We start from the raw sequence: 24,717 nt of genomic DNA, 5'->3' as shown, positions 1-24,717 counted from the left end.
TCTCGAAGAATTCTTTCGCTTGCGCTTGACGTACATTCACGGCTCACAGCCGGTCGGCGAGAAAACGTCCGATACGCGCCGCGTGACGGGCGTCGGTCATCAGATCTCCGTGGTTCGACTCTATGGGGCAGATCTCGATCGACCCGCCGGTCAGTGGTTGCCACAAGTTGACATTCAGGATGGTTTCCCGCTCGGCGGGTTTCCGCTCCGCGGAGATGAAAAGCATGTCCCCGTCGAAGAACTGGGGCTCATAGGACCGCATGATCCGGACATTGTTCACGTAGACGTCCTTGAGGGCCAGCACATCCTGGGCCTCGAGGTGGTCGAGGTGGGCCATGGGGTGATTTCCCCCTTGCAGGAATTCCCGGAAGCGCATCAGAACCCGCTCCTGGTCTGCTATGAGCTCGGCCATGTCGACGGTGAATCCCATGGCCTGAAGGTTGTTCGCGACGACTTCGTGCTCCACCGGCTCCGAGTGGTCGCTGTGCTCCCCCGGCGGGTAGGAGTCGAGCACCGCGAGCATCCCGACCTCCTCGCCCGCCGCGCGTATCCGGACGGCCAGCGCCTGCGCGGTCAGCCCACCGAACGACCAGCCGGCGAGCCGGTAGGGGCCGTGCGGCTGCACGGAGCGGATCCGCTCGAAATAGTCCTCGACCATCTCCTCCATGGACGCCGGGAGCGGTCCGGTGCCATCGAGGCCGCGGGCCTGGACGCCATAGACCGGTACCTCGGCACCGAGATGGCGGACGAGACCGGAGTAGCACCAACTGAAGCCGCCTCCCGGGTGCAGGAAGAACAGCGGGGCGGCCGAGCCGCGGGCGCGCAGGGGCAGCAGTGTTCCCGTCGAGTCGCCCTCCACAGGCGCCTCGCCCGTCAGCAGGCGGGCGAGCGCCGCCGGTGACGGGGCGTCGAAGACCGCCCGCACCGGCAGGTCGCCGCCCATCTCGTCACGGATCCGGCCGACCAGCCGGGCGGCGAGGAAGGAGTGGCCGCCGAGGTCGAAGAACTCGTCGTCGGCTCCGACCTCCGCCACGCCCAGGATCTCGGAGAACAGGGCGCACAGCGCACGCTCCTCGGGCGTCCTGGGCCGTCCCGACGCCGTATCGCCCCGGTACTCGGGCGCCGGCAGCGCGGCCCGGTCGAGCTTGCCGTTGGGCGTCAGCGGCAGCGCGTCCAGGGTGACGAACGCGGCGGGCACCATGTGGTCGGGCAGATGCCGGGCGGCGTGCTCGCGCACCCGGCGCGGTGCGGGGTCGGAGCCGGGCGCCGCGACCACGTAGCCGACGAGCCGCCGGTCCCCCGGCCGGTCCTCCCGCACGACCACGGCCGCCCGCACCACCTCCGGGGCGGTGGTGAGCACCGCCTCGATCTCACCCGGTTCGATGCGGAACCCGCGGATCTTGACCTGGGTGTCGGTGCGCCCCAGGTACGTCAGCTCCCCGTCGCGGGTGAGACGGGCCAGGTCGCCGGTGCGGTACATCCGGGCGCCCGGCGGGCCGTACGGATCGGCGACGAACCGCTCCCCGGTGCGGTCGGGGCGGGCGATGTAGCCGCGGGCCAGGGCGGCACCGGTGATGTACAGCTCGCCGGGGACGCCCGGCGGCACCGGGTTCAGCCAGGGGTCGAGCAGCCGCACGGCGGTGTTGTCGACGGGCCGCCCGATGGGGGCGGGGCCGGGTGTCCACGCGTCGGTGTCCGCCGGGAGCGGGCAGGCGGTTACCACATGGGTCTCGGCGGGCCCGTAGTGGTTGTGCAGCCGCACGCCGGGGCGGGCGGCGCAGAAGGTGCGGATGGCGCCGTGCGGGGTGAGCGCCTCCCCGGCCTGTACCAGGTCGGTGAGGTCCGGCAGCTCCAGCCCCTGGACGGTGGCGGCCTCGCACACCGCGTCGATGACCAGGTTGGGCGCGTACAGCTCCTGCACACCCGCGTCGTGCAGCCACCGGGCCAGGCGGGCCGGGTCGCGGCGGACGTCCTCGGGGCAGACCACGAGGGTCTTGCCGTGCAGCAGCGCGGAGAGGATCTCCTGGACGGAGACGTCGAAGCTGACCGCGGTGAACTGCGCCACCCGGGTGCCCGGTCCGCCCGGCAACTGCGCCTGGTGCCAGTCCAGCATGTTGGCGAGGGCGCCCACGGGCATCATCACGCCCTTGGGGCGCCCGGTGGAGCCCGAGGTGTAGATGGCGTACGCCGGGTGGGCGGGGTGGAGCGGCCTGGTGCGCTCGTCGTCGGTGACGTCGGTCGCGGGATACGCGGCGAGCGCCTCGGCGGCCTTCGGGTCGTCGGTGACGATCGTGCGGCCGGCGAGAGCTTCCGGAAGCGCCGTGGCCAGTTCGCCGGTGGTCAGCACGAGGGCGGGGCGGGCGTCTTCGAGCATGAAGCCGATGCGGGCCGCCGGGTACTCGGGGTCGACGGGCAGATACCCGGCACCGGCCTTGAGGACCGCCATGAGGGCGGTGACCAGGTCGGCCGACCGGGGCATGGCGACCGCGACAAGGTCCTCGGGGCCCACTTGGCGGTCGATGAGCAGCCGTGCGAGGCGGTTGGCGCGTGCGTTGAGTTCGGTGTAGCCGACCGCGCCTTCCGGGGTCTCCACGGCCACGCCGTGCGGGTTGTCGGCGACGGCCGTCTCGAACCGCTCGGGCAGGGAGGCGGCGCGCGCGGGGCGGACCGCGCCGCTGCCGCCGCTCAGCACGGTGGCCCGTTCGCCCTCGTCGAGGAGGGGCACCTCGCCGAGTCGCGCCTGCGGATTCGCGGTCATGGCCGCCAGCAGCCGCAGGAGCCGTGCGACGATCCGCTCGGCCGTGTCGCGCTCGAAGAGGTCGGTGCTGAATTCGAGGCCCGCGCTGAGCCCGTCCACGCTGCCGTCGGGGGCGTGCCGTTCGGCGAAGGACAGCAGCAGGTCGAATTTGGCCGTACCGGTGTCCGAGGCCACCCGCTCGACGGTCAGGCCCGGCGCCCCCACGCCGTCCTCGGGGGCCGCGGTGTCCGACGGCAGTTGCCGCTGCTCGGTGTTGTTGAAGGTGAGCATGGTCTGGAACACCGGGTGCCGGGACTGCGACCGCCTGGGGTTGAGCGCCTCCACCAGCCGTTCGAAGGGCAGGTCCTGATGGGCGTAGGCCGCCAGGTCCGTGTCCCGGACGCGGGCGATCAGTTCACGGAAGGTGGGGTTGCCCGAGGTGTCGGTGCGCAGCACCAGCGTGTTGACGAAGAAGCCTACGAGATCCTCGAGGGCGTCGTCGGTGCGGCCGGCCACCGGGGTGCCCAGCGGGATGTCGGTGCCCGCCCCGAGCCGGGTGAGCAGCGCGGCGACCGCGGCCTGGACCACCATGAACGGGCTGGCCTTGGTGGCCCGGGCCAGGGCGCGGACCTGCTCGTACAGCGGTCCGGGCACCTGGTAGGGGATGCGTTCGCCGCGATGGCCGGAGGTCGCGGGACGCGGCCGGTCGGCGGGCAGCGTGAGTTCGTCCGGCAGTCCGGCCAAAGCTCCCTTCCAGTAGGCGAGTTGCCGGGCGATCAGGCTCTGGTCGTCGTCCTCCGAGCCGAGCACCTCGTGCTGCCACAGGCTGTAGTCGGCGTACTGGACGGGCAACGGCTGCCAGGCGGGGGCGGTGCCGACGCGTCGTGCGGCGTAGGCGGAGACGATGTCGCGGGCGAGCAGCGGCACCGACCAGCCGTCGCCCGCGATGTGGTGGACCAGGAGCAGCAGCACATGCTCCCGCTCCCCGGTCTCGAACAGCCAGACCCGCAGCGGGAGTTCTTCGGACAGGTCGAAGGCGTGTCCGACGGCGGCGGCGATCTCCCGCTCCAGGCGATCCCGCGGCACGTCGGGGACGACGGTCAGCGCGGAGCGGGCCTCCGGGGCGGGCAGCACGACCTGGTACGGCCCCTCGGCGTCCTCGGCGAAGACCGTGCGCAGCGACTCATGGCGCTCCGCGACGTCCACGAGCGCGTCCCGCAGCGCCGTGCGGTCCAGGTCGCCGGTGAGCCTCAGTGCGAAGGGGATGTTGTACGTCGGTGAGGGGCCCTCGAAGCGGTGCAGGAACCACAGCCGGCGCTGGGCGAAGGAGGCCGGGACGCGGTCGGGGCGCGGTTCGGCGGGCATCAGCGCGGCACGGGCCGATCCGGCCGTGTCGAGGGCGCGGGCGAGCCCGGCCACGGTGGGCGTGTCGAAGAGTTGCCGCACCGCCATCTCGGCGCCGAGCACCGAACGGATGCGCCCGGCGAGCCGGGTGGCGAGCAGCGAGTGTCCCCCGGCGTCGAAGAAGTTGTCGTCGATGCCGACCGACGGCAGGCCGAGGACCTCCGCGAAGAGGCCGCACAGGATCTCCTCCTGGGGGCTGCGCGGGGCACGCCGCGCGGCGGTGGCGGCGGCCGGGCCGGTGTCGGGCACGGGCAGGGCCTTGCGGTCCACCTTGCCGTTGCCGGTCAGCGGCAGCGCGTCGAGAACGACGAACGCGGCGGGCACCATGTAGTCGGGGAGTTCGGCGCCGAGGTGCGCCCGCAGGTCCTCCGGGGACGGGGTGGTGCCGCGCTCGGCGACGAGGTGGGCGACCAGGCGCCGGTCGCCGGGGCGCGGCTCCTGCACGGTGACGACGGTCTGGGCGACGCCGGGGTGGCTGCCCAGCAGCGCCTCGATCTCACCCAGTTCGATGCGGAAGCCGCGCAGTTTCACCTGCTCGTCCGCGCGCCCGACGTATTCCAGGACGCCTTCGGCGTTCCAGCGCACCAGGTCGCCGGTGCGGTACATGCGGGCGCCCGGCGGGCCGTAGGGGTCGGCGACGAAGCGTTCCGCGGTGATCCCGGGGCGCCGCCAGTAGCCGCGGGCCAGCCCGGCCCCGGCGATGTGCAGCTCGCCCGCCGTGCCCGGTGGCACGGGGCGCAGTCCGGTGTCGAGGACCATCAGCCGGGTGTTGTCCAGGGGGCTGCCGATGGGGACGGAGGCCGGGACCTCCGGTCCCCGGGGAAGCCGGTGGCGCACCGCGAACGTGGTCGTCTCGGTGGGCCCGTACACGTCGATGACGGTGGTGTCGGGGCAGGCCCGCATCACCCGGCGGATGGACGCGGCGGGGACCGCCTCGCCGCCGGTCCACACCTCCTGGAGGCCCGCGAAGTGTTCGGGCGCCTCGTCGGCGACGAGCTGGAAGAGACCGGTGGTCAGGAACAGTCCGGTGATCTCGTGCTCGACGAGCAGCTTGCCGAGCCGTTCGGCGTCGAGGTCGCCGGGCGGGGCGACGACGGCGGTGCCGCCGGTCAGCAGCGGCACCCACATCTCGTAGGTGGAGGCGTCGAAGGCGTGCGGCGAGTGGACCAGGATCCGGGTGTGGGCGCCGTTCGCGAACGAGCGGTCATGGGCGAGTTCGAGCACATGGCGATGGGTGGCGGCGACGCCCTTGGGGGTTCCGGTGGAGCCGGAGGTATGGCTGATGTAGGCGATCTGGCCGGGGTGGACGTGCGGCAGTGGCTCTCCCGGCACGGCATCGGGCTCCGCCTGTGCGCCGTCGTCCACGACGACCACGGGCGGCCCCAGTTCCGCGGCGCGGTCGGCGTTCGCCCGGTCGGTCAGCACCAGCCGGACACCGGCGAGGCCGGTGAGCAGACGCAGTCGGTCGGCCGGGTCACGCTGCCGCAGCGGGACGTACGCGCCGCCCGTCTTGAGGATCCCCAGCGCGGACACGATGACGTCCGCCGAGCGCTCCATGAGCAGCGCCACCGGGGTTTCCGAGACCACTCCGAGCCGGGTCAGGCGGTGTGCCAGCGCGTCGGAGCGGGCGTCGAGCGCGGCGTAGTCGAGCGTGTCGGCGCCGGTGCGGACGGCGGTGGTGTGCGGGGTGCGGGCGGCCTGGGCGCGGAACGCCTCCGGCAGGCTGAGGTCCGGGATGGCGGTGTCCGCGCCGTGGCCGAGTTCGAGTACGGTGCGGTGTTCCTCCCCGGAGAGCAGTTCGAGCCGGCCGACGGGCCGCAGTGGGTCGGTGGCGACCGAGGTGAGGACGCGGACCACGCGGTCCAGGACGGCGCGGGCCGCTGCCTCGGGGATCAGGTCGGGCTGGTGGTCCAGGCGCAGCCGCAGCAGGCCACCACGGCCGACGGCGACGAGTGCCAGCGGATAGTGCGCGGCGTCGCGGTTGCGGGCGCCGGCGACGGTCAGGCCGCTGGTCCCGCCGGGCTTGTCGTTCCCGGCCGTGAGGTCCACGGGGTAGTTCTCGAACACCATCGTGGTGTCGAAGAGTTCACCGGCTCCGGCGAGCCGCCGCACCTCGGCGAGGTCGATCTGCTGGTGGGGCTGGAGCCGGGTCTGCTCGTCCTGGACCCGGCGCACCAGGTCCACCAGCGGTTCGTCGGCACGCAGCCGTACCCGCACCGGCAGGGTGTTGATGAACAGGCCCACCATCGTCTCGACCCCGGCGAGCTCGGGCGGCCGACCTGAGACGGTGGCGCCGAAGACCACGTCGTCCCGTCCGGTCAGTCCGCCGAGGACGACCGCCCAGGCGCCCTGCACCAGGGAGTTGAGGGTCAGCGCACGCTCCCGGGCCAGGGCGGCGAGCGCCTCGTACACGGCGGGTTCGAGCTCGGTGTCCAGGCGTCCGGGCACGACGGCGGCCCGGTCGCCGCTCCGGGGCGCGACGAGGGTGGGGCCGTCGATTCCGGCCAGCGCCTCGCGCCACGCGGCCACCGAGGCGTCCCGGTCCTGGCCGGCGAGCCAGTGCAGATAGTCCCGGAAGGGCCGGACCCGTGGCAGCCCGCTGTCGTCGCCGCGGGCCGCGTACAGCGCGAGGAGTTCGCGCAGCAGCATCGGGCGTGACCATCCGTCCAGCAGGATGTGGTGGTTGGTCAGGACGAAGCGGTGCCGGCCGTCGCCGAGCCGCAGCAGGGTGAACCGCATCAGCGGCGGCTTGCCGAGGTCGAAACGGCGTCTGCGGTCCGCCTCCAGCACCCGGTCCGCCGCCGCGGTGCGCTCGTCCTCGGTCAGCGCGGCGAGGTCGATCTCCTCCCAGGGCAGGGGGACCTCATGCGGAATGAACTGGACGGGGCGCCGCAGACCCGCGTAGCGGAAGCCCGCGCGCAGATTGGCGTGGCGCCGCAGCAGGGTGCGGCACGCGGCGCGCAGCGCCTCGGGGTCGAGGTCGCCCTCCAGGTCCATGGTGTCCTGCACGACATAGACGTCCGGCGCCGCCTCGTCGTACACGCTGTGGAAGAGCAAGCCTTCCTGTAGCGGGGCCAGCGGCAGGATGTCCTGCAATCCGGACTGCGTCGCCATCACATGGTCCTCCAGTCGTCTTCCAGCAACTCGATCTCGTCCTGGCTCAGCAGGCTCAGGGAAACGTCCGAGACGGTGAGCCCGCCCGCGTCGGGGCGCTCCGCGTGTTCGGTGAGGGCGGTCAGGGCCTGGAACCACAGGTCGGCCAGGGTGCCGACCGCGGTCCGGTCGAGGATGCCCTCGGCCCAGGTCCAGGTGGCGGCCAGTTCGGGTCCGCGCGGCCCGTCGTCGGTACGGGCGTTGAGCTCAAGGGGGTGGGCGAGCGGAACCCGGGGGTCGGTGCCGCCGATGCCGGCGGCGCTGGCCAGCACGGTCCAGTCCGGGACGGTGGCACTGCCCGCCTCCTCGGCGTCCGCGACCTGGAAGCGCCCGAGGTAGTTGAACGCCACCCGCGGCTCGGGCAGGCCGGTGAACCCCGGTGCGGTGCCCGGGTTCAGATGCCGGGCCAGGCCGTAGCCGATGCCCTTGTCGGGCACGGCCCTGAGCTGCTCCTTGATCCGCTTGACGGCCTCGCCCGCGGCCGGGCCGCCCGCGAACGCGTCGGTGAGATCCACGGCACCGGGGTCGATCCGTACGGGATACAGGCTGGTGAACCAGCCCACGGTGCGGGACAGGTCCACGGCGCCCACGATGTCCTCCTCGCGCCCGTGGCCCTCCAGGTCGAGGAGCGTTCCGGCCGCGCCCGGGCTCCAGGCGTCCCGGCCGCCGCGCCAGCGCGCCCAGGCCAGCGCGAACGCGGTGAGCAGCACGTCGTTGACCTCGGCGCTGAACACCGACGGCACGCGGGTGAGCAGCTTCTCGGTGACCGCGACCGGCAGTGTGACCGTCAGATGCGCCGCGCTCCCGTAGGTGTCCCGGGCCGGGTCCAGGGCCCGGCTGCCCAGGAGCGAGTCCCCGGGCCGCAGCACCTCCTGCCACCAGGCGGCCTCCGCCGCCCGCGCGGGCCCGGCCGCCGCCTCCGTCAGCCGCTGCGCCCAGTGGCGCAGCGAGGTGCCCACGGGCTGGAGTTCCGGCGCCCGCCCGGTGCTCACGGCGCGGTACGCCTCCGCCAGGTCGGGTACCAGGATGCGCCAGGACACCCCGTCGACCACCAGGTGGTGGATGAGGAGGAGCAGCAGGCCCGGAGTGTCCGCGCCGCGGTCGAACCAGACCACCTGGACGAGCCGTCCCGCGTCCAGGTCGAGACGCTCCCGGGCGGCTTCGGTCTCCCGCCGCACCAGGTCCCGCTGGGCCGGTTCGTCGAGCCCGGCAGCGGCCACGCGGTGGACCAGGGAGGCGGCGTCCACCGCGCCCGGTTCGCGGATCTCCAGGCGCCGTTCGGGGGCGGCGGTGAGCCGGGCCCGCAGGGCGCCGTGGTGGTCGAGCACCGACTGCACCGCGGACCGCAGATGCTCGTGGCGCAGCGCCGCGGGCACCTGGACCAGCCGCGACTGGTTGAACTGGTCGGCCGGGCCGCCTCGTTCGAGGAACCAGCGCATGATCGGGGTCAGCGGTACCTCGCCGACGTCCGCTCCCGGCTCCTCCGCGGCCACCCGGACGGTCTCCGTGGCGATGTCGGCGAGCGCGGCGACCGTGCGGTGTTCGAAGACGTCGCGCACCGCGAGTTCGAGTCCGGCCCGCCGGGCGCGGCTGACGAGCTGGATGGACATGATGCTGTCGCCGCCGAGGTCGAAGAAGCCGTCGTCGATGCCGACCCCGTCCAGCCCCAGCACCTCGGCGAACAGCCCGCACAGCGTCTTCTCCCGCTCGGTGCGCGGGCCGCGCCGGTCGGCCTCGGGCGTCCCGCCGTACACGGGCGCGGGCAGGGCCCGCCGGTCGAGCTTGCCGTTCAGGGTGAGCGGAAGCGCGTCCAGGACGACCACGGCCGACGGCACCATGTGCTCGGGCAGGGCGGTGGCGAGGTGGGCGCGCAGCGTGTCCTGCCCGGGAGCAGGGTCGGCGCCGGCGGTCGGCACGGCATAGGCGACGAGGCGTTTGTCGCCGGGCCGGTCCTCGCGCAGGATCACCGCGGCCTGGGAAACGGCGGTGTGCGCCTCAAGCGCCGCCTCGATCTCGCCGAGCTCGATGCGGAAGCCGCGCAGTTTGACCTGGTCGTCGATGCGGCCGTGGTACTCCAGGCGTCCGTCGGCCAGCCGGCGTCCGGTGTCCCCGGTACGGTACATGCGGCCCTCGCCGAACGGGTTGGCCACGAAGCGCTCGGCGGTCAGCCCGGCCCGGCCGAGATAGCCGCGGGCCAGACCGGCGCCGACGACGTACAGCTCGCCCACGACGCCGCTGGGCACCGGCCGGAGCCTCTCGTCCAGCACGTACACGCCGAGATCCGGGATCGGTTCGCCGATCACCGAGCCGGACGAGGCGGCGACGATGGCCTCGTCGAGCGCGATATGCGTGACATGCACGGTGGTCTCCGTGATGCCGTACATGTTCACCAGGGACGGGGCGTCATCGGGGTGCCGGGCGTACCAGTCGGCCAGCCGGCCCAGTTCGAGCGCCTCGCCGCCGAAGACGACATGGCGCAGGCGAAGCCGCGCGGCGGTCTCGGGATTGTCCCGGTCGGCCGCCATGAGCTGGTAGAACGCGGACGGGGTCTGGTTCAGCACGGTGACCCGCTCATCCGCCAGCAGCGTCAGGAACCGCTCCGGGGTCCGGCTGGTCTCGTAGGAGACGACGACCAGGCGTCCGCCGTGCAGCAGCGGGCCCCACAGTTCCCAGACGGAGAAGTCGAAGGCGTAGGAGTGGAACAGCGTCCATACGTCGTCGGGGCCGAAGCCGAACCAGTGGCCGGTCGCGTCCATCAGGCGTATCGCGTTGCCGTGCGGCACTTCCACACCCTTGGGCCGTCCCGTGGATCCCGAGGTGTAGATGACGTACGCGGTGTCCAGGGGCGAGAGTGCCACGTCCGGGTCGCCCGCCTGGTAGCGCTGCGACTCGGCGAGCACGTCGGGCGTCACGGTGAGGATCGGCCGGGCGTCGTCGACCATGTACGCGATGCGGTCGGCCGGGTAGGCCGGGTCGATGGGCACATACGCCGCGCCCGACTTCAGTACGCCGAGGACCGCGACGACCAGTTCCTCGGTGCGCGGCATGCTTAAGCCCACATACCGCCGTGGTCCCGCTCCCCGCTCGCGCAGCAGATGGGCCAGCCGGTTCGCCCGCGCGTTCACCTCGGAGTAGCTGAGGGACGTGGTCTCGTAGGTCACCGCGATGGCGTCCGGGGTGGCGGCCACCTGCCGCTCGAACCGGGACACGATCGTCTCGTCGGGGGCGGAGATGTGCCGCGGCGGTGCGGTCAGCTCGCGCCGCTCGGCCGGGGCGAGGATCTGGAGGTCCTGGATCGGGACGGCCGGGTCGGCGGCCACCTGTTCCAGCACCCGCACGAAGCGGTCGACGATGCTCTGTGCGGTGGCCCGGTCGAACAAGTCCGTACTGAAGTCCAGCGCACAGCCCAGGCCGGTCCCGGCGGTCCCGGCCGTCTCGGCCATCTCGGCCGTCTCGGCCATCTCGAAGGAGAGGTCGAACTTCGCCGAGGGCGACCCGAGCGGTCGCCCGGTGACGGTGAGCCCGGTCTGGGCGGTGAGGGGCCGAGCGGCGTTGTTCAGGTTGAGGACGGTCTGGAAGAGCGGGTGCCGGGCCAGTGAACGCTCCGGGTTGACCACCTCGACCAGCCGCTCGAAGGGCAGGTCCTGATGCGCGTACGCCTCCAGGTCCCGCGCCCGGACACGTTCGACCAGCTCGGTGAAGGTGGGGTTGCCGGAGGTGTCGGCGCGCAGCACCAGCGTGTTGACGAAGAACCCGACGAGGTCGTCCAGCGCGTCGTCGGTACGGCCCGCGACAGGGGTGCCGATGGGGATGTCGCTGCCCGCGCCGAGCCGGGTCAGAAGGGTCGCCAGGGCCGCCTGCAACACCATGTACAGGCTCGCGCGATGCTCACCGGCGACCCGCACCAGCCGCTCGTACAGGCCCGGCGGCAGCTCGAACCCGACCCGGTCGCCCCGGTAGGAGGCGGCCGCCGGCCGCGGCCGGTCGAAGGGCAGGGCCAGTTCCTCCGGAAGCCCTTCCAGCGCCCGGGTCCAGTAGTCGAGCTGGCGCGAGATCTCGCTGCCCGAGTCGGACTCGTCGCCGAGAAGGTCACGCTGCCAGAGGCTGTAGTCCGCGTACTGCACCGGCAACGGCTCCCAGGCGGGGGCACGGCCGGTCGTCGCGCGGGCCGCGTACGCCGCCGTCAGGTCGCGCACCAGGACACCGCGCGACCAGGCGTCGCTCGCGATGTGATGCGTCAGCAGGAGCAGCGTCGAACGGTCGGTTCGCGCACCGTCGGAGCCTGCGACGGCGGGCAGCCGGAACAGCGAGGCGCGGATCGGCATCTCGGTGGAGAGGTCGAAGGCGTATGCGGCGGCGTCACGCATCAGCCGGTCGACGGACGCCTCGTCGGCCACCTCCTCCACGGTCAGCGGCACCTTCGCCTGTTCCGGTGCGAGGACCACCTGGTAGGCGCCGCCGCCCGAGTCGTCCGCGAAGACGGTGCGCAGGCTCTCATGGCGTACGACCAGGTCGGCCAGGGCCTGCCGCAGCGCGTCCTGGTTCAGCGGGCCCGTCAGGTCGAGGGAGATGACCATGTTGTAGGCGTCGCTCGGCCCCTCCAGGTGCTGGAGGAACCACAGGCGTTGCTGCGCATGGGACAGCGGCACCCGGGCGGGCCGCTTCGCGCTCACCACCCGGCCTCGTACGGCGGCGGACTCGTCGAGCGCCGTGGCGAGTTCGGCCACGGTGGGTGCCTCGAAGACCCGGCGTACGGCCAGTTCGGTGTCCAGGACGGTACGGATCCGGCTGACCAGCTTGGTCGCCAGCAGCGAGTGGCCGCCGAGATGGAAGAAGTCGTCGTCGATCGTGACCGACTCCACGCCCAGGACCTCGGCGAACAGACCGCACAGGATCTCCTCGCGCGGCGAACGCGGCGCCCGGCCGGTGGCGCTGTCGGGGCCGTAGTCGGGCGCGGGCAGCGCACGCCGGTTCAGCTTGCCGTTCGCGGTGAGCGGGAAGGCGTCCAGCGTCACAAACGCCGACGGCACCATATAGCCGGGAAGTTGCCCGGCCACGTGCTCACGCAGGGCCAGGGGCTCCGGTCCGCCCGCCATGGAGGGGATGACATAGGCGACGAGCCGCTTGTCGCCGGGCCGGTCCTCACGGACGAGGACGGCGGCCTGGGCCACGCCGTCCTGCCCGGCCAGTACCGCCTCGATCTCGCCCAGCTCGATCCGGAAGCCACGCAGCTTGACCTGGTCGTCGACCCGGGAGAGATACTCCAGCTCACCCGCGGCGGTCCAGCGCACCAGGTCACCGGTGCGATACATCCGCCCACCGCCGGTGCGGTCGAACGGATCGGCCACGAAGCGTTCGGACGTCAGTCCCGGGCGTCCGTGGTAGCCACGGACCACACCCTCGCCCGCGATGTACAGCTCACCCGGCACCCCGGCCGGCACCGGCCGCAGCCCGCCGTCCAGCACATACACCTGGGTATTGGCGATCGGCCGCCCGATGCGGGGCGCACGCGCGGTGTCCGGGGTGACCGACCAGGCCGTCGACCAGATCGTGGTCTCGGTGGGGCCGTACATGTTCGTCACCGACTCGGCCCGCTCGGCCAATGCCACCGCCAGATCGGCGGGCAGCGCCTCGCCACCGACGAGGACCCGCACCCCCGCCAGCACCGAGGCGTCCTCGGCCAGCACCGCCCGCCACAGGCTGGGGGTCGCCTGCATCACCGAAATCCGCTCGTTGGTCACGAGCGCGCACAGCGTCACCGGATCCCGCACCGCGTCCCGCTCCGCCACCACCACCGCCGCACCGCTGAGCAGCGGTACGAACAGCTCCAGGCCCGCGATGTCGAACCCGACGGTGGTGACGGCCAGCAGCCGGTCCTCGCCCGTGAGCTGGAACCGCCCGGCCATCGCCACCACGAAATTCGCCAGCGGCCCCTGTGGCACCACCACACCCTTGGGTCGCCCCGTCGAACCCGACGTATAGATCACATACGCCGCATGCGACGGCGCGAGGGGAGCGATCCGCCGCTCCGCCGCCGTCCGGGAGAGCTCCTCGGCGATCTCGGGGGCGTCCAGCAGCACACGGGGGATGTCCACGTCCGGCAGCACGGACGCCAACCCGCCTGTGGTCAGGACGAGTTCGGGGCCGGCGTCCTGGAGCATATAGGCGAGCCGGTCGGCCGGGTACTCCGTGTCCAGCGGCAAGTACGCCGCCCCGGCCTTCCACACCGCCAGCAGCGCCACCAGCAGCTCCACCGACCTGGGCAACGCCACCGCGACGAACGCCTCGGGCCGCACCCCACGGTCGGCCAGCAGCCGCGCGAGACGGTCGGCCCGGGCGTCCAGCTCGCCATAGGACAGGGACACCCCGCCGGCCGCCACCGCCACCGCGTCCGGCGTCCGGGCCGCCCGCTCCTCGAACAGCTCCACCACCGGACGACCGGGCACCTCACCCGCCGTGTCATTCCAGTCCCGCACCACGGACCGCGCCTCGGCCTGGTCCAACAGGTCGATCCGGTCGAGCGGGGTGTCCGGGGCGTCGACCATGCCCTGGAGCACACGCAGATAGCGCCTGCCGAGCGTTTCGACCGTGTCCCGGTCGAACAGGTCGGTGCTGTACTCCAGCACTCCTCGCAGCCCGCCGGTTTCATGCGGCTGCTCGGTGAAGGCGAAGGACAGGTCGAACTTGCCCACGCCCGTGTCGGCCGCCACCGGCGACACGGTGAGGCCGGGGATATCGGCCACGGCTTGGTCGGTGGCCGCCGTGTCGGTGTTGTTGAACGCCAGGAGCACCTGGAAGAGCGGGTGACGGGCGAGCGAGCGCTCGGGGTTGAGCACCTCGACCAGCCGCTCGAAGGGCAGATCCTGATGGGCGTAGGCGGCCAGGTTCCGCGCACGGACGCGCTCGATCAGCGCGCGGGCCGTGGGACGTCCTGACGTGTCGGCGCGCAGCACCAGAGTGTTGATGAAGACGCCGACCAGGTCGTCGAGCGAGGTGTCGGTGCGACCGGCGATCGGTGTGCCGATGGGGATGTCGGTGCCCGCGCCGAGCCGGGTCAGCAGCGCCGCGAGCGCCGCTTGCACCACCATGAACGGGCTCGACTGCGTGTCCCGCGCGAACGCGACCACCTTGTCGTAGAGCGGGGCCGGAATCTCGAACGGGACGCGGTCCCCACGGTAGGAGGCGACGGACGGCCGCGGCCGGTCGTACGGCAGCTCCAACTGGTCCGGGAGGCCCGCCAGCGCGGCAGTCCAGTAGCCGAGCTGCCGCGAGATCTCGCTGTCGGCGTCGGTCTCGTCGCCGAGGACGTCCCGCTGCCAGAGGCTGTAGTCCGCGTACTGGACCGGCAGCGGCTCCCAGGCGGGGGCACGGCCGGCCGTCGCGCGGGCCGCGTAGGCCGCCGTCAGGTCCTGCGCCAGCGGGGCGCGCGACCACGCGTCGCTGACGATGTGGTGCAGGACCAGCAGCAGAATGTGTTCGTCACCGCCGTCGAGCGCGAACAGCGTTGCCCGCAGCGGCAGTTCTCCCGAATCCGCCGACAGGTCGAAGCCGCGCCGCGCGGCCTCACGCAGCTCCCGTTCGACATCCACCCGGTCCGTCTCCACCGTCGCCCACTCCGGCGCGGCCCCGCCCAGCGGACGAACGACCTGGTACGCGCCGTCGGCGTCCTCGGTGAAGAGGGTGCGCAGGCTCTCGTGGCGGGCGACCACATCGCCCAGGGCCAGGCGCAGCGCCTCCCGGTCCAGAGGACCGGTCAGTCTGAGCGCGATCGGGACGTTGTAGGTGGCGCTGGGGCCCTCGAACTGGTTGAGGAACCACAGCCGTTGCTGAGCGTAGGAGAGAGGGATGCGGTCCGGGCGCGGATCGGCCGCGGTCACGCGGCGGCGCACCGCGTCGGTCGCCAGGGCGGTGGAGATGCCCGCGACGGTGGGGGTCTCGAAGAGCTGCCGGATGGGCAGTTCGGCGTCCATGACGCTACGGATGCGGCTGACGAGCTTCGTCGCGAGGAGGGAGTGGCCGCCGAGGCGGAAGAAGTCGTCGTCGATGGTGACCGAGTCCACGCCCAGCACCTCGGCGAACAGACCGCACAGGATCTCCTCGCGCGGCGAACGCGGGGCCCGGCCGGTGGCGGTCTCCGGACCGTAGTCGGGCGCGGGCAGGGCACGCCGGTCCAGCTTCCCGTTCGGCGTCAGCGGCAGCTCGGGGAGGGTGACGAACGCCGAGGGCACCATGTAATCCGGCAGCAGGGCAGCGGCATGGTCCCGCAACCCCGATTCGGACACCGTGTCATCGGCCACCACATAGGCGACCAGCCGCTGGTCCCCGGCCCGGTCCTCCCGCACGACCACAGCCGTCTGCGTGACATCGGGATGGCCGCTGATGACGGCCTGGATCTCGCCCAGCTCGATACGGAACCCACGCACCTTGACCTGATCATCGACCCGACCCACATACACCAACTGACCATCGGCGTTCCACCGCGCCACATCACCCGTGCGATACATCCGCGCACCCGCCGGACCAAACGGATCAGCGGTGAACCGCTCCGCCGTCAGATCCGCACGACGCCAGTAGCCACGTGCCAGAACCACACCACCGACGTACAGCTCACCCGCCACCCCCGGCGGCACCGGACGCAACGACGCGTCCAGCACATAGGCCCGTGTGTTCCAGAACGGCCGCCCGATCGGCACCGCACCGCTCACCAGTTCCTGACCAGGCTCGATGCGGAAGTCGGTGCAGTTGACCGTCGCCTCGGTGGGACCGTACGCATTGACCACCGTCACATCCGGATGCGCGGCCCGCCACGACGCCAGCGCCTCACCCACCAGCGCCTCACCACCGGTGATCAACGTCCCCGACGGCGACACACCCTCCGGCAACGCTTCCAACAGCCCCAGATGGGAGGGGGTGACCTTCATAAACGACGGCTGAGCGACACCGGCCACCTGCTCATCGAGATCCGCCAGCACCACCCGGCCACCACTCACCAACGGGGTGTACAACGCCGTCACCGTCAGATCGAACGCCACCGACGAATGCAGCAACGCCGTACCCGACGCATCCGGATACACCTCCCGCGCCCGCTCCAGATACGCCCCCACCGAACGATGCTCGACCACCACACCCTTCGGCCGACCCGTCGAACCCGACGTGTAAATCACATACGCGGAGGTGTTGAGGGCGTTGATCGCCTGCACGCGCTCATCCGGATACTCGTCAGCCGCCGCGAGCGCCGCCGCATCGTCGATGACCAGCACCGGCCGTGCATCGCCCAGGATGTGCGCTATCCGCTCGGCCGGATACTCCGGATCCACCGGCACATACGCACCACCCGCCTTCAGCACACCCAGCAGCGCCACCACCAGCTCCACCGACCGGGGCAGCACCACCGCCACAAACGACTCCGGCCCCACCCCCTGCCCCACCAGCCACCGCGCCACCCGATTCGACCACGCGTCCAGCTCCCGGTACGACAGGCCGCGGTCCCCGGCGACAACAGCCACCGCGTCCGGCGTCCGCGCCGCCTGCTCCCCGAAGAGCACCGGCAACGACACACCCCGCACACCCCGCGACTCACCATTCCACCCGACCAGCAACCGCTCCCGCTCCACCGCGGACAGCAACTCCACATCACCGATGCGGCGGTCGGGGTCCTCAGTGAGCGCGGTCAGAACACGGACGAAACGCTCCGCGATGCCCTGCGCGGTGGCCCGGTCGAACAGCTCCGTGCTGAAGTCCAACGCCCCCTCCAGCACCACACCGCCATCCGCCTCACCCCCACACTCGGCGAGCCGGAACGACAGATCGAACTTCGCCGCACCCGCCGCCACCGGCTCACCGTCCACCGACAGCCCCGGCAACGAGGCAACAGCCGAGGCGCCACCCTGCTCCGTGTTGTTCAACGTCAACATCGTCTGGAACAAGGGATGCCGCGACAGCGACCGCTCCGGGTTGACCACCTCCACCAATCGCTCGAACGGCAGATCCTGATGGGCATACGCCTCGAGGTCCTTAGCGCGGACGCGGTCGAGCAGTTCGACGAATGTGGGATCGCCAGAGGTGTCCGTTCGGAGCACCAGGGTGTTCACGAAGAACCCGACAAGATCGTCCAACGCGTCATCCGTGCGCCCGGCGATCGCCGTGCCCAGCGGAATGTCCGTGCCCGCGCCCAGCCGCGTCAGCAGTGTCGACAGCGCGGTCTGCACCACCATGAACAGGCTGGCCCGGCGCTCCCGGGCGACCCGCGTCAGTTCTCCGTAAAGGCCGGACGGCACCTCGAAGGTGATCCGGTCACCCTCGTACGAGGAGGTCGCCGGCCGCGGCCGGTCGAAGGGCAGCGGCAGCTCCTCCGGGAGGTCCGCCAAGGCGGCCTTCCAGTAGGCCAGTTGGCGGTTGATCTCGCTGTCTGCGTGGTCCTCCGCGCCCAGCATCCGGCGCTGCCAGATGCTGTAGTCCGCGTACTGCACCGGCAGCGGCTCCCACCCGGGAGCGTCGCCGGTGGTGACGCGGGTCGCGTACGCCGCCGTCAGATCACGGGCCAGCGGGCCCATCGACCAGGCGTCACTCGCGATGTGGTGCGCCACGAGCAGCAGCACCTGCTCATCATCGCCGAGCCGGAACAGCCAGGCGCGCAACGGCACGTCGTCCGTGAGGTCGAAGGGAGTCCGTATCGCGTGGCTCAGTTCTTCGTGGACCGCTTCCCTGTCGGTCGCGGCCACCGTCAGTTCTACTTCCGCGGTGTCCAGAACCGTTTGATACGGGCCGTCGGCGCCCTCGGCGAACACCGTGCGCAGGCTCTCGTGCCGCGCCACCACATCACCCAGCGCCGACCGCAACGCACCCTCGTCCAGTGCGCCCCTCAGCCGCAACGCCACCGGAATGTTGTACGTCGCACTGGGACCCTCGAACTGGTACAGGAACCACAAACGCTGCTGCGCCAGCGACAACGGCAACCGCGCCGGACGCGGCACCACCGCCCGTACCGCAGACCGCACCACCGCCGACGCGTCCAGCACACCCGCAAGCTCGGCAACCGTCGGCGCCTCGAAGACACGGCGCACCGCCAGCTCGACGTCCAGGACGGTACGGATGCGGCTGACCAGCTTGGTGGCAAGCAGGGAGTGACCGCCGAGGTGGAAGAAGTCGTCATCGATGGTGACGGACTCCACGCCCAGGACCTCGGCGAACAGACCGCACAGGATCTCCTCGCGCGGCGAACGCGGGGCCCGGCCTCCCGTGCCCTCCGGGCCGTAGTCGGGCGCGGGCAGGGCACGGCGGTTCAGCTTGCCGTTCGCCGTCAGCGGGAAGGCGTCCAGCGTGACGAACGCGGACGGCACCATATAGCCGGGCAACTGGGTCGCGATGTGTTCGCGCACATCAGCGCTTATCAGGCCGGTGTCCGCCGTCGCCGGGACGACATAGGCGACAAGGCCCCTGTCACCGGGCCGGTCCTCACGCACCAGGACAGCGGCCTGCCCGACCTGGTCGTGCCCGGCCAGCACCGCCTCGATCTCGCCCAGCTCGATCCGGAAACCACGCAGCTTGACCTGGTCATCGACCCGCGACAGATACTCCAGCTCACCATCGGCGGTCCACCGCACCACATCACCGGTGCGATACATCCGCCCACCCGCCGAACCACCGAAGGGATCGGCGACGAAGCGTTCCGAGGTCAGGGCGGAACGCCCGTGATAGCCCCGCACCACACCGGCACCGGCGATATACAGCTCGCCCGGCACGCCGACCGGCACCGGCCGCAGCCCGCCGTCCAGCACATACACCTGAGTGTTGGCGATCGGCCGCCCGATGCGCGGGCTGCTCGCCCGCTCGGGGGTGACCGGCCAGGCCGTCGACCAGATGGTGGTCTCCGTCGGGCCGTACATGTTCGTCACCGACCCGGCCCGCTCGGCCAGCGCCACCGCCAGATCGGCGGGCAGCGCCTCACCACCCACCAGCACCCGCACACCGCTCAGCACGGCCGGGTCCTCGGCCAGGACCGCCCGCCACAGACTCGGTGTCGCCTGCATCACCGACACCCGCTCAGCCGACACCAGCCCACACAAGGCCACCGGATCGCGCACCACATCCCGTTCGGCCACCACCACCGCGGCGCCGGACAGCAGGGGCACGAACAGCTCCAGCCCCGCGATGTCGAACCCGACCGTGGTCACCGCCAGCAGACGGTCCTCGCCCGTGAGCTGGAGCCGCCCGGCCATCGCCACCGCGAAGTTCGCCAGCGGCCCCTGCGGCACCACCACACCCTTGGGCCGCCCCGTCGACCCCGACGTGTAGATCACATACGCGGAGGTGTCGGGGGCCGTGGCCGCCCGCTCCGCCACCCCTACCCGGGCAAGCTCTTCCACGACCTGAGGCGCGTCCAGCAGCACACGCGGAACATCCACATCCGGCAGCACACCCACCAGCTCACCCGTGGTCAGGACAAGGGCCGGTGCGGCGTCCTGAAGCATGTACGCCAGCCGGTCGGCCGGATACTCGGTGTCCAGCGGGAGATACGCCGCCCCCGCCTTCCACACCGCGAGCAACGCCACCACCAGATCCACCGACCTCGGCAACGCCACCGCCACAAAACGCTCGGGCCCCACCCCACGGTCGACCAGCAACCGCGCCAAACGCCCCGCACGGACATCCAGCTCGCCATACGACAGCGACACACCACCCGCCACCACCGCCACCGCATCCGGCGTCCGCGCCACCCGCTCCCCGAACAGCTCCACCACCGAACGACCCGGCACCTCACCCGCCGTGTCATTCCAATCCCACAACACCGACCGCGCCTCGGCCTCATCCAGCACATCGATGCGGGACACAGGTGCGGTCGGCTCGGCCACGGCCTCGGTCAGGAGCCGGAGGAGTCGCTCGGTGAACGTCTGGGCCGTCGTGCGGTCGAACAGGTCGGTGCTGAACTCCAGGACACCGTTCAGCGCACACACCTGCCCGCCCTCGTCATGGCTCTCGGTGAAGCCGAAGGCGAGATCGAACTTGGCCACTGCCGTCTCGACCTGCTGTCGGTGGGCGGTGAGCCCCGGAAGGCCGTCCAGCGAGTCCAATGCCCCTTGGTAGTCGGTGTTGTTGAGGGTCAGCAGCACCTGGAAGAGCGGGTGGCGGGCGAGCGAGCGCTCGGGGTTGAGCACCTCGACCAGCCGCTCGAAGGGCAGGTCCTGATGGGCGTAGGCGCTGAGGTTCGTCTCACGGACCCGGTGGAGGAGTGCGGTGAAGCCCGGGTTCCCCGAGGTGTCCGTGCGCAGCACCAGTGTGTTCAGGAAGACGCCGACGAGGTCGTCGAGCGAGGTGTCGGTGCGGCCGGCGATCGGCGTGCCGATGGCGATGTCCGTGCCCGCGCCCAGCCGCGTGAGGAGGGCGGCGAGGGCTGCCTGAAGCACCATGAAGGGGCTGGCCTGCGCCTGTCCGGCCAGCTCGCTGATCCGCGCGTACAGCTCCGGGGACACCTGGAAGGGGACGCGGTCTCCGCGGTAGGAGGCGACGGACGGCCGCGGCCGGTCGTACGGCAGCTCCAACTGGTCCGGGAGGCCCGCCAGCGCGGCAGTCCAGTAACCGAGCTGGCGCGAGATCTCGCTGTCCGGGTCGGTCTCGTCTCCCAGGACATCGCGCTGCCAGAGGCTGTAGTCCGCGTACTGGACCGGCAGCGGCTCACGCACGGGAGCCTCACCGGTGGTGACACGGGCCGCGTACGCCGCCGCCACGTCACGCGCCAGCGGGGCGCGCGACCACGCGTCGCTGACAATGTGGTGGGTCAGGGCGAGCAGCACATGCTCGTCCTCCGCGACCGCGAACAGAACTGCGCGGAAGGGAGTTTCGGCCGCGAGGTCGAAGGGACAGGCCGCCGCGACGGCCAGGTCCTCGTCCAGCCGCCGCTCGTCGGTCTCCACCACCGGAAGCTCCGTAGGCACCTCGTCGGCGGGCAGCACGATCTGCCGGGAGCCGTCGGCGTCCTCGGTGAAGACGGTGCGCAGGCTCTCATGGCGGGCCACCACATCGCCCAGGGCCAGCCGCAGGGCCTCCCGGTCCAGGTGACCGGTCAGCCGCAGGGCGACCGGAGAGTTGTAGGTGGCGCTGGGACCCTCGAACTGATTCAGGAACCACAGCCGCTGCTGGGCATACGACAGCGGGATCCGCTCCGGCCGCGGATCGGCCACGGTCACACCCCGGCGGACACCATCCGTCGCGAGAGCGGTGGAGATGCCCGCGACGGTGGGGGTCTCGAAGAGCTGCCGGATGGGCAGTTCCGCGTCCATGACGCTACGGATGCGGCTGACGAGCTTCGTCGCGAGGAGGGAATGACCGCCGAGGCGGAAGAAGTCATCGTCGATGGTGACCGAGTCCACGCCCAGCACCTCGGCGAACAGACCGCACAGAATCTCCTCGCGCGGCGAACGCGGGGCCCGGCCGGTGGCGGTCTCCGAACCGTAGTCGGGCGCGGGCAGGGCACGCCGGTCCAGCTTCCCGTTCGGCGTCAGCGGCAGCTCGGCGAGGGTGACGAACGCCGAGGGCACCATGTAGTCCGGCAGCAACCCGGCGGCGTGCTCCCGCAGGGCCGCATCGGAAACGTGGGAATCCGCCACCACATAGGCGACCAGCCGCTGGTCCCCGGCCCGATCCTCCCGCACGACCACCGCGGCCTGGGCCACCTCGGGATGACCACGCAGCACGGCCTGGATCTCGCCCAGCTCAATGCGGAAGCCCCGCACCTTGACCTGATCATCCACCCGGCCCACGTACACCAGTTGGCCATCGGCGTTCCAACGCGCCACATCACCCGTGCGATACATCCGCGCGCCCACAGGGCCGTATGGATCGGCGGTGAAGCGCTCGGCGGTCAGATCCGCACGCCCCAAGTAGCCACGTGCCAGCACCGCTCCCGCGATGTACAGTTCACCCGCCACTCCCGGCGGCACCGGACGCAACGACGCGTCCAGCACATAGGCGCGGGTGTTCCAGAACGGCCGCCCGATCGGCACCGCACCACCGGCGACCGCCTGCCCCGGTTCGATACGGAAGTCGGTGCAGTTGACCGTCGCCTCGGTGGGACCGTACGCGTTGACCACCGTCACATCCGGATGGGCGGCCCGCCACGACGCCAGCGCCTCACCCACCAGCGCCTCACCACCGATGATCAACGTCCCCGACGGCGACACACCCTCCGGCAACGCTTCCAGCAGCCCCAGATGGGAGGGGGTGACCTTCATAAACGACGGCTGAGCAACACCGGCCACCTGCTCATCGAGATCCGCCAGCACCACCCGGCCACCACTCACCAACGGGGTGTACAACGCCGTCACCGTCAGATCGAACGCCACCGACGAATGCAGCAACGCCGTACCCGACGCATCCGCATACACCTCCCGCGCCCGCTCCAGATACGCCCCCACCGAACGATGCTCGACCACCACACCCTTCGGCCGACCCGTCGAACCCGATGTGTAAATCACGTAGGCCGGAAGCGACAGCTCCCGCACCGCTGCCACCGGGTCATCCCGGTACGCCTCGGCCGCCAGGAGATCCGTGACCTTATCGATCACCAGCACCGGCCGCGCATCGCCCAGGATATGAGCCTTGCGCTCGGCCGGATACTCCGGATCCACCGGCACATAGGCACCACCAGCCTTCACCACACCCAGCAGCGCCACCACCAATTCCACCGACCGCGGCAACACCACACCCACAAACCGCTCGGCCCCGACGCCCTGCCCCATCAGCCACCGGGCCACTCGGTTCGACCACGCGTCCAACTCCGCGTACGACACCTCACGCCCGTCGCACACCACCGCCACCGCATCCGGTGTCCGCGCCACCTGCTCCGCGAACAGCACGGGCAACGAGGCACCCCGTACACCCCGCGGCTCACCATTCCACTCGACCAGCAACCGCTCCCGCTCCGCAGCATCCAGCAACTCCACCTCGCCGATGCGACGCTCGGGGTCCTCGGCGAGCACGCTCAGAACGCGGACGAAGCGCTCCGCGATGCGCTGAGCCGTGGCCGGGTCGAACATGTCGGTGCTGAAGTCCAGAGCCCCCTCCAGCACCACACCCCCGTCCGCGCCATCGACCCGCCGCTCGCCCAGCCGGAAGGACAGGTCGACCTTCGCCCCGCCCACGGCCACCGGCTCACTCGCCACGGTCAGACCCGGCAGCGAGGCCACCGCGGTTTCCGCGCCCTGCTCGGTGTTGTTCAGCGTGAGCATCGTCTGGAAGAGCGGATGCCGGGAGAGCGAACGCTCCGGGTTGACCACCTCGACCAGCCGCTCGAAGGGCAGGTCCTGGTACGCGTACGCCTCCAGATCCCGCGCCCGCACCCGTTCGATCAGCTCCGTGAACGTCGGGTCACCGGAGGTGTCCGTGCGCAGCACCAGCGTGTTCACGAAGAAGCCGACCAGGTCGTCCAGCGCGTCATCGGTACGGCCGGCCACGGGGGTGCCGAGGGGGATGTCCGTCCCCGCGCCCAGGCGCGTGAGCAGCGTGGACAGCGCCGCCTGCACCACCATGAACAGGCTGGCCCGGCGCTCATGGGCGATCCGCGTCAGCTTCTCGCGCAGCTCCGGAGCGAGGTCGAGGGTGACGGTGTCGCCCTGGTGGGTGGCGGCTGCCGGACGGGGGCGGTCGAACGGCAGCGGCAGCTCTTCCGGAAGGTCGGCCAACGCGGCCTTCCAGTAGGCCAGTTGGCGGGTGATCTCACTGTCGGGGTCGTCCTCGGCGCCGAGTACCTCGCGCTGCCAGATGCTGTAGTCCGCGTACTGGACCGGCAGCGGCTCCCAGCCGGGAGCCCCGCCGGAGCCGACCCGCGCCGCGTAGGCACCGGTCAGATCGCGGGCCAGCGGGCCCATCGACCACGCGTCGCTCGCGATGTGATGCGCGACGACCAGCAGTACACGCGCGTCGTCGCCCAGCTCGAACAGCCGGACCCGCAGCGGTCCTTCCGTCCGGAGGTCGAAGGCGTGGCGGGCCGCGCCGAGGAGTTCGGCGGGCAGCCGGGTCTCGTCGGTCCGTACCACGGCGAGCTGGACCGCTTCGGCGTCCCGGACCACCTGGTACGGGCCGTCGGCGTCCTCGGCGAACACCGTGCGCAGGCTCTCGTGCCGCGCCACCACATCGCCCAGGGCCAGCCGCAACGCGCGCTCGTCCAGCTCACCGCTCAGCCGCAGCGCCACCGGAATGTTGTAGGTGGCACTCGGCCCCTCGAACTGATGCAGGAACCACAGCCGCTGCTGGGCCAGCGACAGCGGCAGCCGTGCCGGGCGCGGTTCGACCGCCCGTAGCGGCGAGCGCACCGCGGCGGACACGTCCAGCACGGCCGCGAGGTCGGCGACGGTGGGGGCCTCGAAGACCCGGCGCACCGCCAATTCGACGTCCAGGACCGAGCGGATCCGGCTGACCAGCTTCGTGGC

General features: G+C 71.6%; 2 protein-coding genes (1 of these 2 only partly in view). Both read right to left on the bottom strand.

The features are described 5' to 3' along the window. Positions 1–43: 43 nt before the first annotated feature. Positions 44–7,255 carry an amino acid adenylation domain-containing protein gene (locus tag ACK1X7_RS45145; protein ID WP_413116669.1) on the bottom strand — a complete coding sequence of 2,404 codons (7,212 nt, stop codon included), beginning with the start codon at positions 7,253–7,255 and terminating at the stop codon, positions 44–46. Further along, positions 7,255–24,717 carry the 3' portion of a non-ribosomal peptide synthase/polyketide synthase gene (locus tag ACK1X7_RS45140; RefSeq protein ID WP_413116668.1) on the bottom strand. Its footprint extends 3,015 nt past the window's final position, so the window shows 17,463 of its 20,478 coding nt (coding positions 3,016–20,478); the start codon falls outside the window, past its right edge; it ends in the stop codon at positions 7,255–7,257. Before ACK1X7_RS45140 ends, ACK1X7_RS45145 begins: the two co-directional genes overlap by 1 nt.

Origin of the sequence: Streptomyces sp. CY-1 (assembly GCF_047218265.1) — a bacterium.
Taxonomy (GTDB): domain Bacteria; phylum Actinomycetota; class Actinomycetes; order Streptomycetales; family Streptomycetaceae; genus Streptomyces; species Streptomyces niphimycinicus.
The sequence above is the reverse complement of the archived record's forward strand: the minus strand, read 5'-3'. Positions and strand labels throughout refer to the sequence as shown.